The organism is Micromonospora sp. NPDC050187, assembly GCF_044459745.1.
GTDB lineage: Bacteria > Actinomycetota > Actinomycetes > Mycobacteriales > Micromonosporaceae > Micromonospora.
In genome coordinates this window covers 15,373-26,869 of sequence record NZ_JBITJH010000025.1, presented here as the reverse complement: position 1 = coordinate 26,869, position 11,497 = coordinate 15,373, and the positions used below count along the sequence as shown (strand labels likewise).

The window sequence follows — 11,497 nt, the reverse complement described above, 5'->3', positions numbered from 1 at the left end:
TCGCGGCCACCCCCGGCGGGTGGTGCCGGGGGTGGCCGCGAGTCGCGGCGTACGGGTCCGTACGGCTGGTCAGTGCCGCACCTGTTCGCGCGCGTGCTGAGCCTGGTCCCGTACGTCGTACGCGGCGGACCGGGTGTCGTCCTTGACCGTCTGCACGGCCTCCTGGGCGGTCGACTTCACCGACTCGGTGGCGTGCTGCGCCGGCTCACGCAGCTGCTCCTTCATCTCGCCGGCGACCTCGCCCAGCTTGTCGGTGACCAGGTGGGAGTGCTCGCGGGCCTTCTCCTTGACCTGGGTGGCGGCCCGCTGCTCCCGATCGGTGGCGGGCAGCAGCGACGACGCCAGCCAGCCCACGCCGAAGGCGATCAGGCCGGCGGCGAGCGGGTTCCCCTGGGACTTGCGCCGCAGCGTCTGCGGCGCCTGGTGCGCCGCGTCCCCCACGGAGGAGGCGGCGGAGTGCGCCGCGCCGCTGACCGAGGAGGCGGCCGAGTGCGCGGCGTGGCCGACGCTGGACGCCGCCGAGGAGGCGCGGTCGCCGACCGAGTGGGCAGCGTGCCCGCCGGCGTGGCCGAGGTCCGACGCGGTTCCCATCACCTTGTCCCTCACATTCTGCAGGGCGCCACGCGCCCGCTGCTTACGGTCGTCAACGATGCGGCTCGGGCTGACCTTGTACGCCAACGCGTCCACATCGGAGCTCAGGTTGTTGCGGGTGGCTTCGATCTCGCGGCGGATCTGGTCGGGATCGGTGCTCATCGGGTGACTCCCTCCGGGTGGGGCTTCAGGGCGTCCGGGATCCGGTGCACCGTGTCGTTGGTGCGCTTGAGCCCCCGGACGCGCTCGGCGTTCTTCTTGCCCATCGAGTAGAGGACGGCGGCGGCCACGCCCCAGAGGACGGCGACGATCAGTGCCGCCCAGCCGGCGTCCATCACGTTCGACAGCCCGGCCCAGAGGGCGATCGAGAGGAACAGCGCCACCATGTAGCCGCCGAAGCCGGCTCCCCCGAAGAATCCGGCGGCCTTGCCGGCCTTCTTCCCCTCCTCACGGATCTCGGCCTTGGCCAGCTCCACCTCCTGCCGCATGAGCGTGGAGAGGTCGGTGGTGACCTGCCGCATCAGGTCGCCGACGGAACGCCCGGTGACCTCCTCGGCGGTGTGCGGGTGAGAGTGCCCGTTCAGGTTCGTGTGCTGCCCGTTGAGGTTCGTGGTGGGCTGGTACGCGGGGTCGTACCCCTGGTGCGTCGGCATGCTCACGCCGCCGTCTCCTTTCCGTACGCGCCGGTCGTCCGCACCCGCAGGCGGGCGCACCGGCTGGTCAGCGGCTTCACGGACGGGTGACCCCGCTCGACGGGACGCCCGGCAGCGGGTCGGTCTGGTCGACCGGCGGCAGCGGGTGGCCGGTGCCGGTCGGCGGCAGCGACTCGGCGTAGCCACCGGGGGTCTGGGCGACGTAACCGCCGCCGGGCGGCGTGGCGTAGCCACCCGGACGCGGGGGCTGGGTGTAGCCGCCGGCCTGCGGGTCGGCGTAGCCCGGGTCGGGCGTCGCGTACGCGGCCTCCGTCGGCAGCACCGCCGTACGGTCCGGGTCCGCGAGCGGCTGGTACGTACCCGGCTGCTGGTCGTCGCCGGTGGCGGCGATGTTCCTGGTCAGCCTGCCGGCGAGGACGCCGAGCAGGGCCGCGCCCACCAGGAAGGTGCCGGGGTTGCGGCGGGCGTAGTCGCGCACCTCGTGCATCAGGTCGCCCGGCTGGCGCTCGTCGAGCCAGCCGGCGACGCCGTGCACCCGGTCGGCGGCCTGGTGGGCCAGTTCGGTCACCGGGCCGCCCTGCCCGCCCTGCTGCGCCATGGAGCGCATCTCCTCGGCCAGCGACCGCAGCCCGCTGGCGGCACGTCGCTGCTGGTCGGCGGCCTGGTTGGCGAGCTGACTGCGGGTCTCGCCGTAGACGTTGCGGGCCTGCCGGGTGGCCTCACCGATGACCTCCCGGCCCTGATCCTTGGCCGTCTGGGCGACCGCGCCACCCGCGTGGGCGGCCTCCGCGCCGACCTGCTTGGCCTGCTCACGCACGCCGTTGTCCGAGGTGGACGGGCCGTTGTGCGACTCGTAGGTAGCAGTGTGCGAGCCGTACGAGCCGGTCGGCTCGTAGCCGTAGGCGGTACCGTTCGAGGACGTGGTTGCCGGATCGTAAGTCATGGTTTGCCTTCCGTCCGCTGGAGAAACTCGTCGCGGTTGAACTGGGGGGATGTCGCCGGCTCTCTCGTCGGCTGACTATTGACCTACCCCCAGCTCACGGGTCCATGCCTGTTTTCTTTCCGGTCCGTCCACACCCGGCATGACGCCGATCGCAGACCATGCGCGCCGCCGGCACCCCCCACGACAACGCCGCCGACGCACCGGTGGCGGCGGAGGCGACGCAGGCGGAGGCGGGTCAGGCGGCCAGCGGGAGCCGCTTGGCGAAGCAGACGCTGTACGGGTTGTCGACGTACTCGCCGTACACCGGGATCGGGGCGTACCCGCAGGAGGTGTAGAGGGCGATCGCGGCCGGCAGGTAGCTGCCGGTCTCCAGGCAGACGGTGTGGCGCCCCTGTTGGAAGGCCAGTTCTTCGAGGGCGACCAGCAACTGCCGGCCGATGCCCCTCCCCCGGAACGCCGGGCGGACGTACATCCGTTTGATCTCGCCGGTGCCGCTGTCCAGGGCCTGCACCCCGCCGCAGGCCACCGCCCGCTCGTTGAGCACGACCGCCAGGTAGTGGATATCGTCCCGGGCCACGGTGGCCTGCCCGGCCAGTCCCCCGTCGGCTTCCCGCAGCTCCCGCTGCTGCGCCGTGACCAGGGCGGCGATCTCGGGGTCGCTGGCCGGGCGCGTCTCGATCCGCATCCCGCCACGGTAGGTCGGCCGGATTTCCCCCAGGTTTCCGCCGGTCGACCCGGTCACGGAGCGCAGCCGGCTATTCGGCGTCGTCGCCCGCGTCGTCCCCGGCCTCGACCTCAACCCCGACCCTGGCTCCGGCTCCGGTCTCAACCCCGGCCCCGGCCTCGATCTCGTCCGCCGGGCGCTGCCGGCGGGCCTTGCGCGCGGCGAGCCGGTCGGCCGCCGAGAGCCGGGTCGACTTCTCCTCCAGCCGCACGTCGGTGCCCCGGTTGCCGGGGACGAAGTCGACCCCGGCGTAGAGGGTGGGCTGCCAGTCGAACTCGCGCTCCCCGATCCGCACCAGGTCGCCGGGCTGCGCGCCGGCCTTGGCCAGCTTCTCCTCGACGCCGAGTCGGGCCAGCCGGTCGGCGAGGTAGCCGACCGCCTCGTCGTTGTCGAAGTTCGTCTGCCGCACCCAGCGCTCGGGGCGGGTGCCGCGCACCACGTACGAGCCGTCGGACTGCGCCTCGATGGTGAAGCCGGCGTCGTCGACCGCGGTCGGCCGGATGACGATCCGGGTCGGCTCGGCCGGCGGTGCGGCCTGCCGGGCCTGGTCGACCAGCTCCGCCATCGCGTACGTCAGCTCCCGCAGCCCCTCCCGGGTCGCTGCGGAGACCTCGAAGATCGGCCAGCCACGGGCCTCCAGGTCGGGCCGGACGATCTCGGCGAGGTCCCGTCCGTCCGGCACGTCGACCTTGTTCAGCACGATCAGTCGGGGCCGGTCCTCCAGCCCTCCGTACGCGGTCAGCTCCGCCTCGATGGTGTCGATGTCGGCGGCCGGATCCCGACCCGGCTCCAGGGTGGCGGTGTCGATCACGTGCACCAGCACCGAACAGCGCTCGATGTGCCGGAGGAACTCCAGCCCCAGTCCCTTGCCGGTGGCCGCGCCGGGAATCAGGCCCGGCACGTCGGCGACGGTGAAGGTGCGCTCGCCGGCCTGGACCACGCCGAGGTTGGGCACCAGCGTGGTGAACGGGTAGTCGGCGATCTTCGGCTTGGCTGCGGAGATCACCGAGATCAGCGACGACTTGCCGGCCGACGGGAAGCCGACCAGCCCGACGTCGGCGACGCTCTTCAGCTCCAGGACGACGTCGAGCTGGTCGCCGGGCTCGCCCAGTTCGGCGAAGCCGGGTGCCTTGCGCCGGGCGTTGGCCAGCGAGGCGTTGCCCCGGCCGCCCCGGCCGCCCCGGGCCGCCTCGAAGGTGGTGCCCGCACCGACCAGGTCGGCGAGCACGGTGCCGTCGGGGGTCTGCACCACGGTGCCGTTGGGCACCTTGATCACCAGGTCGCGGCCGTTGGCCCCGTCCCGGTTCGAGCCCGCGCCGCCCTTGCCGTTGTCGGCCTTGATGTGCGGACGGAAGTGGAAGTCGAGCAGGGTGTGCACCTGCGGGTCGACGACCAGCGAGACGCTGCCGCCGTGTCCGCCGTTACCGCCGTCGGGGCCACCGAAGGGCTTGAACTTCTCCCGGTGGATCGAGACACAGCCGTGCCCGCCGTCGCCGGCCCGCAGATGCAGGACGACCCGGTCCACGAACATCGTCACGTCGTCAATCCTCCCCGCGGGATACCCGCGACTACCCACCTGATGCACGAAAAAGACGAAGCGGGCCGGGACACCAGGTCCCCGGCCCGCTTCGTCGGAAGACTACTGCCCCGCCGGTACGATGCTGACGGTCTTGCGACCGCGCTTGGTGCCGAACTGGACCGAGCCGGCGGACAGCGCGAAGAGCGTGTCGTCTCCGCCACGGCCGACCAGGTCACCGGGGTGGAACTTGGTGCCACGCTGCCGGACGATGATCTCGCCGGCGCTGACGACCTGACCACCGAAGCGCTTCACGCCGAGCCGCTGGGCCGCGGAGTCGCGACCGTTACGCGAGCTGGACGCACCCTTTTTGTGAGCCATTGGAGGACGACCTACTTCCCGCTGGAGATGCCGGTCACCTTGACCTGGGTCAACGGCTGGCGGTGACCCTGGCGCTTGTGGTAGCCGGTCTTGTTCTTGAACTTGTGGATCCGGATCTTCGGGCCCTTGGTGTGCGCGGCGATCTCGCCGGACACCGCGACCTCGGCAAGCTTCGCCGCGTCGGTCACCAGGTCGTCACCGTCGACGAGGAGCACCGCGGTGAGCTTCACCGCGTCGCCGGGGGCACCGGCGAGCTTCTCGACCTCGATCACGTCGCCCTCGGCGACCTTGTACTGCTTGCCGCCGGTCTTGACGATCGCGTACATCGGAGGCGGACTCCCTGTCGTTGAGGCTGCTGGCGGTCGTTCCCGCGGCGGCTCACCGGGCGTGGAAGGCGCGGCGGCTCGGGCAGCGAGAACTCGGCGCACCAAAGTACGCCGCAGGCAAGAGTACGCCATGGGCCGGGACAGTCCCAAACCGGGGCTGCACCCCGGGGACACCGGCTGTCCCGTGGCGGCCGGGCACCCGGCACGGCACAGGGCCCCGCCCACCGGCGCGTACCGGGTGGGCGGGGCCCTGTGCCACGTACGGGCTGCTCAGCGGCCGGTCACGGCCGGGTACGCCGCCGCGCGCCACTCCGCCGGGACCGGCGGCGACCGCCGCCCGCCTCGGCGAGTTCGTCGTCGCCGTCCCCATCGCCCAGGGCGTCCGGGTCGTCGGCGGCGGCGAGCCGGGCCGACTCACCGCGCTGGGCGTCGGCCACCGCCGGGGCGGCCTCCGTGTCGGCCTCGTACCGGGACAGGTCGTAGCCCATGGTGTCCTGGTACGCGTCGGTCGGGGTCTCGGTGACCTCGACCTCGACCGTGCTCCGCTCCGGCGCGGCCGACTTGCGCCCCCGCCGCCGCGTCGACGTGCCGTTCTGCTCGGCAGGCGCCGGGGTGGCCGGAGCCGACGCGGCGACCGCCTTGGTCTTCTCCGGCGTGCCGCCGCCGGTACGCGGCTTCTCCGGCACCGGCTCGGTGTGCATGATCAGGCCCCGGCCCTTGCAGCACTCGCAGGTCTCGCTGAACGCCTCCAACAGGCCGGCGGCGATCCGCTTCCGGGTCATCTGCACCAGGCCCAGCGAGGTGATCTCGGTGACCTGGTGCTTGGTCCGGTCCCGGCCGAGGCACTCGGTGAGCCGGCGCAGCACCAGCTCGCGGTTCGACTCCAGCACCATGTCGATGAAGTCGATGACCACGATGCCGCCGATGTCCCGCAGCCGGAGCTGGCGGACGATCTCCTCGGCCGCCTCCAGGTTGTTCCGGGTGACCGTCTCCTCCAGGTTGCCGCCGGCACCGGTGTACTTGCCGGTGTTGACGTCCACCACGGTCATCGCCTCGGTGCGGTCGATGACCAGGTGACCGCCGGAGGGGAGGAAGACCTTCCGGTCCAGCCCCTTGAGGATCTGCTCGTCGATGCGGTAGGTGGCGAAGACGTCGGCGGTACCGGTGTGCCGGCGCAGCCGCTCGACCAGGTCCGGCGAGACGTGCGACAGGTACGACTCGACCATGTCGTACGCCCCGTCACCCTCGATCACCAACTCGCGGAAGTCCTCGTTGAACAGGTCCCGCACCACCCGGATGACCAGGTCGGGCTCCTCGTAGAGCAGCACCGGGGCACCACCCTCGGCCGCCTTGGCCTGGATGTCCTCCCACTGCGCCTGGAGCCGCTTGACGTCCCGGGCCAGCTCGTCCTCGCTGGCCCCCTCGGCGGCCGTCCGGACGATCACGCCCGCGCCGTCCGGCACCAGCTTCTTCAGCACGTCCCGCAGCCGCTTGCGCTCGGTGTCCGGCAGCTTCCGGCTGATGCCCGAGGCGTTGCCGTTCGGCACGTAGACCAGGTGCCGGCCGGAGAGCGCGATGTGGCTGGTCAGTCGGGCGCCCTTGTGCCCGATCGGGTCCTTGGTGACCTGCACCAGCACCGAGTCGCCGGACCTGAGCGCCTGCTCGATCGACCGGGCCCGCCCCTCCAGGCCGGTGGTGTCCCAGTTGACCTCACCGGCGTACAGGACCGCGTTGCGACCACGCCCGACGTCGACGAAGGCCGCCTCCATGCTGGGCAGGACGTTCTGGACCTTGCCCAGGTAGACGTTGCCGGCCATGGTGCCGGACGAGTTGCGGGTGACGTAGTGCTCGACCAGGACGCCGTCCTCCAGGACGCCGATCTGGGTGCGGTCGCCGCGCTGGCGGACCACCATCACCCGGTCGACCGCCTCCCGGCGGGCGAGGAACTCCGACTCGCTGAGGATCGGCGGGCGGGTACGCCGCTGCTCCCGGCCGTCGCGGCGGCGCTGGCGCTTCGCCTCCAGCCGGGTCGAGCCGGAGACGCCCTGCACCTCGTCGACGGTCTTGCGCGGCTCACGGATCTTGACCACCGTCGGGACACCGTCGTCCGCGGTCGTCTCGACGTCGCCCGCGCCACGACGACGGCGGCGACGGCGGCGACGGGTCAGCCCGTCGGCGCTCTCGTCGTCCTCCTCGTCCGTCTCGGCCTCGGCCTCCGTCTCGGCCTCTTCCTCGGCCTGGGCCGACTCCTCGGCCTCCTCGTCCTCGGCCTCGTCGGCTCCGCCCCGGCCCCGGCCGCGACCCCGGCGACCCCGGCGGCGACGACGCCGCCCGCCGGCGGTCTCGTCGTCCTCGTCCTCGTCCTCGTCCTCGGCGGTCTCGTCCTCGACCTCGGCGGTGGGCTCCTCCTCGACCTCCACCTCCACCTCGACCGGCTCGGCCTCGCGGCGAGCCCGGCGACGGCGGCGGGAGGTCTCGGTCGTCTCCTCGGCGGCGGGCTCCTCGACCGGCAGGGTCACCCGGACGGGCGCCGCCTCGGGCTCGGGAGCCATGAAGAGCACGGCCGGCGGGGTGAGCGCGGCCCGGCGACGGCGGGTCGGCTTCTCCTCCACGGGCGCGGCCGGCGGCTCGGCCGGGGCGGACACCGCCACCCCCGGCGGGACCTCACCGGAACGGTTCTCCGCACCGCTGGGCGCGGCCGGCGCCCCGGCCGGGCCGATGCCCTCCCCGGCGTCCACCGCCGGGGCCGCGTCCGTCTCCCCCGCCTGCGCCGGGGCCGGCGGGGTCACCACCGGCGGCACGTTCTCGGCCGGCGGGGCGGCCGGCTCGACCGGCGACGCGGGGACGGCCTCGGCGGCCGGGCTCTCGGCGGCCTTCCGGCGCCGCGTCCGGGTCACCTTGACCGGCGGTACGACCTCCGCGCCGGCCTCCGCCACCTCGGCGGCGACGACCGGCTCCTCGGCGGCCTTCGGGCTGGCCGCCTTGCGACGGCGACGGGTCTTCGGGGCCGCCTCCAGGTCACCGGCGATCGGGGCGAGCACCTCCGCCTGGGGGGCCTCGGGGCTGGTCGAGGCGGTGCCGGTGGCCGCGTCGACCGGTGCCTCGGTCTGTTCCGGCTGGTTGAGCGGCGCGGCCCGGCGCCGGGTGGTCCGCCGTCGCGTCGGGGTGACGGCGGGGGCGTCAGTGGTCTCGGCGGTCTCGCCGGCCGGCTGTGTGCCGGTCCGTTCGCCGCCCTCGGGCTCGTTCTCGAGCATGGACGTTCTCCAGTTCTGGCTGCCCCGGGCGCGGGTGAGCGCTGCCACGCAGGGTTGCCGCAAAATTTTTTTCCGCGGGCACGCGAGGTGCACGCCCGTCGAAGTCTGCCTGCCTGAGAACCGACCGGATGTCCGGTCAGCGCTCACCGATGGTTGCCCTGTCGCGGTCCGCCTCCAACGGATCCGCGATCGCACCCTGCGCGGTCAACGTGCCCTGCGCCAGCCGGGTCACCCGTGGCGACACCGGCGGCTCCAGGTCGGCCACCACGCGGAGGCCGGAAAGGACGTCATCGGGTCGAACGGACGGGGTGACCTGCCGGACGACCAGTTCGAGTATCGCACACGGCACGCCGGTGACCTCGGAAGGCGTCTCCGCCGGCTCACGGACCCCGATCCGGAGTACGGCGGCGCGGGCGTCGAACGTGCGCCGTCCCTGTTTCGTCATCCGCTCGACCAGCACCTCCTCGGCGGCGGTGAACGCGTCGACGGCCCGGTGCAGCGTGACCGGATCGACACCGGGCAGCTCGATCCACCAGTGGGACGCCTCGATCCGGTCGGCGAGGCTCCCGCCGTCGGCCACCACCGCGTCGAGCACGTCGAGACCGGGCGAGAGCGCGGCGTCCAACGCGGCGCGCAGCTCGTTCGGTTCGACCGGGGCGCGCAGGCCGATTTCCAGGTACTCCGCCTCGCTGGCCACCCCGGTCGGGGCGGCGCTGGCATAGGAGATCTTCGGGTGCGGGGTGAAGCCCTGGGAAAAGGCGATCGGCACCCCGGCCCGCCGCAGCGCCCGTTCGAAGGCCCGCGCGAAGTCCCGGTGCGAGGTGAACCGCAGCGGTCCCCGCTTGGCGTACCGGATGCGGACGCGCTGGACGACCGGCGCCTGCCCACCTTCCGGTTGTGGTTTCTTGTTGATCGTCGTGCTCCTCGGAGTGTCAGTACCCATCGATCATGGAGTCATTGTCGGTGACACGCATCGTGACGACAACTCCATGATCAGCCCGGACCGGTCCCGACGCACGGCGAGCGCGCCGGACGGTCGCTACTGGGCGGCCGGGGTGGGTACCCGCAGGCCGGTACCGGTGATCGGGGTGAGCGGAAGCAGCTTCCGCCCGGTCGGGCCGATCTGGATCTCGGTGTCCATGGACGGGCAGACGCCACAGTCGAAGCAGGGCGTCCACCGGCAGTCGTCCTGCTCGTACTCGCTGAGCGCGTCCTGCCAGTCCTGCCAGAGCCAGTCCTTGTCCAGGCCGGAGTCGAGGTGGTCCCAGGGCAGGACCTCCAGTTCCTCGCGGTCCCGGGTGGTGTACCAGTCCAGGTCGACGCCGAACGTCGGAAGCACCTCGGCGGCGGCGTCCACCCAGCGCTGGAAGGAGAAGTGCTCGCTCCAACCGTCGAACCGGCCGCCGTTCTCCCAGACCCGGCGGATGACCGCGCCGACCCGCCGGTCACCCCGGCTGAGCAGGCCCTCGATCAGCGACGGCTCGCCGTCGTGGTACCGGAAGCCGATCGCCCGGCCCAAGGAGCGGTCGGCGTTGATCGCCTGCTTGAGCAGCTTGAGCCGGTTGTCGATGACCTCCGGGCGCTCCATCGGCGACCACTGGAACGGGGTGTGCGGCTTCGGCACGAACCCGCCGATGGAGACCGTGCAGCGGATGTCCTTCGAGCCGGTCGCCGCCCGACCGGCCCTGATCACCTCGTGCGCCATGTCCGCGATCTCCAGGACGTCGGCGTCGGTCTCGGTGGGCAGGCCGCACATGAAGTACAGCTTCACCTGCCGCCAGCCGTTGGTGTACGCGGTGACCACGGTGCGGATCAGGTCTTCCTTGGAGACCATCTTGTTGATGACGCGCCGGATCCGCTCCGACCCGCCTTCGGGGGCGAAGGTCAGGCCGGTCCGTCGGCCGTTGCGGGACAGCTCCTGGGCCAGGTCGATGTTGAACGCGTCGACCCGCGTCGACGGCAGCGAGAGCGACACGTTCGTGCCCTCGTACTGCTGGGCGAGGCCGGAGCACATGTCGCCGATCTCGGAGTGGTCGGCCGAGGAGAGCGAGAGCAGGCCCACCTCGTGGAAGCCGGAGAACTCCAGCCCCTGCTGCACCATCTGCCCGACCGTGGTGATCGACCGCTCCCGGACCGGACGGGTGATCATGCCGGCCTGGCAGAACCGGCAGCCCCGGGTGCAGCCCCGGAAGATCTCCACCGCGTACCGCTCGTGCACCGTCTCGGCGAGCGGCACCAGTGGCTTCTTCGGGTACGGCCAGGCGTCCAGGTCCATCGTCGTGCGCTTGTGCACCCGGAACGGCACGTCCGCCCGGTTCGGCACGACGCGCTGGATCCGGCCGTCCGGGAGGTAGTCCACGTCGTAGAAGCGCGGTACGTAGACGCTCTCGGTGCGGGCCAGCCGCAGGAGCAGCTCGTCCCGGCCGCCGGGCGAGCCCTCGGCCTTCCACTCCCGGACGATCGCGGTGATCTCCAGCACCGCCTCCTCGCCGTCACCGAGCACGGCGGCGTCGACGAAGTCGGCGATCGGCTCCGGGTTGAACGCCGCGTGCCCACCGGCCACGATCACCGGGTCGGCGTCGGTCCGGTCGGCGGCGAGCAGCGGGATGCCGGCCAGGTCGATCGCGTTGAGCAGGTTGGTGTAGCCCAGCTCGGTGGAGAACGAGACGCCGAACACGTCGAAGTCGCGCACCGAGCGGTGCGCGTCGACGGTGAACTGCGGGACGCCCTGCGCCCGCATCAGTCGCTCCAGGTCCGGCCAGACCGCGTACGTCCGCTCGGCGAGCACGTCGGGCAGCTCGTTGAGCACCTCGTAGAGGATCTGCACGCCCTGGTTTGGCAGACCCACCTCGTACGCGTCGGGGTACATCAGCGCCCAGCGGACCGTCGCGGCGTCCCAGTCCTTGACCACCGCCCCCAACTCACCACCGACGTACTGGATGGGTTTGGTCACCTGGGGCAGCAACGGCTCCAGCAGGGACCAGACGGAGTTCGCCACGGCAGGGCGCGGCGTGGTGGACGGGACGCTCATGACGCCCAAGGGTACGCGCCCGCCCGTCCCGCTCCACCGGACCCGGTCCACCGACCCGAACGGACGATGTGCGGTCGA

Annotated in this window: 10 protein-coding genes; all 10 read right to left on the bottom strand. The window is 72.4% G+C overall.

All coding sequences use genetic code 11. The features are described from left to right. Positions 1–69: 69 nt before the first annotated feature. The 10 genes from ACIBJE_RS27505 to ACIBJE_RS27460 all read right to left on the bottom strand — a co-directional run bounded on the left by ACIBJE_RS27505 (position 70) and on the right by ACIBJE_RS27460 (position 11,419). Positions 70–753: a DUF3618 domain-containing protein gene (locus ACIBJE_RS27505; RefSeq protein ID WP_396753172.1), complete on the bottom strand. Its 684-nt coding sequence runs from the start codon at positions 751–753 to the stop codon at positions 70–72. Then, positions 750–1,250 carry a phage holin family protein gene (locus ACIBJE_RS27500; RefSeq protein WP_396753171.1) on the bottom strand — a complete coding sequence of 167 codons (501 nt, stop codon included), beginning with the start codon at positions 1,248–1,250 and terminating at the stop codon, positions 750–752. Before ACIBJE_RS27500 ends, ACIBJE_RS27505 begins: the two co-directional genes overlap by 4 nt. A 70-nt stretch (positions 1,251–1,320) precedes the next feature. Further along, positions 1,321–2,187 carry a hypothetical protein gene (locus ACIBJE_RS27495; RefSeq protein WP_396753170.1) on the bottom strand — a complete coding sequence of 289 codons (867 nt, stop codon included), beginning with the start codon at positions 2,185–2,187 and terminating at the stop codon, positions 1,321–1,323. Between the two features lie 235 nt (positions 2,188–2,422). Continuing rightward, positions 2,423–2,872, bottom strand: coding sequence for a GNAT family N-acetyltransferase (locus ACIBJE_RS27490; RefSeq protein ID WP_396753169.1), 450 nt, complete (start codon positions 2,870–2,872; stop codon positions 2,423–2,425). Positions 2,873–2,942: 70 nt separating this feature from the next. Then, a complete protein-coding gene (gene obgE / locus ACIBJE_RS27485; RefSeq protein WP_396753168.1) occupies positions 2,943–4,448 on the bottom strand; it encodes a GTPase ObgE in 1,506 nt (501 codons plus the stop codon). 102 nt (positions 4,449–4,550) lie between these two features. Further along, positions 4,551–4,808 carry a 50S ribosomal protein L27 gene (gene rpmA, locus ACIBJE_RS27480; protein ID WP_396753167.1) on the bottom strand — a complete coding sequence of 86 codons (258 nt, stop codon included), beginning with the start codon at positions 4,806–4,808 and terminating at the stop codon, positions 4,551–4,553. Between the two features lie 11 nt (positions 4,809–4,819). After that, the gene (gene rplU / locus ACIBJE_RS27475) at positions 4,820–5,134 is read right to left on the bottom strand and encodes a 50S ribosomal protein L21 (RefSeq protein ID WP_088982529.1); all 315 of its coding nucleotides are present in this window, start codon (positions 5,132–5,134) and stop codon (positions 4,820–4,822) included. A gap of 281 nt (positions 5,135–5,415) precedes the next feature. Further along, a complete protein-coding gene (locus tag ACIBJE_RS27470; protein WP_396753166.1) occupies positions 5,416–8,388 on the bottom strand; it encodes an Rne/Rng family ribonuclease in 2,973 nt (990 codons plus the stop codon). Between the two features lie 136 nt (positions 8,389–8,524). After that, positions 8,525–9,331 (bottom strand): TIGR03936 family radical SAM-associated protein, encoded by an 807-nt coding sequence (locus ACIBJE_RS27465; RefSeq protein ID WP_396753165.1) that lies wholly within the window; start codon positions 9,329–9,331, stop codon positions 8,525–8,527. 96 nt (positions 9,332–9,427) lie between these two features. Continuing rightward, entirely contained in the window at positions 9,428–11,419 is a 1,992-nt protein-coding gene (locus tag ACIBJE_RS27460; RefSeq protein ID WP_396753164.1) for a TIGR03960 family B12-binding radical SAM protein, read from the bottom strand. Positions 11,420–11,497: the final 78 nt, after the last annotated feature.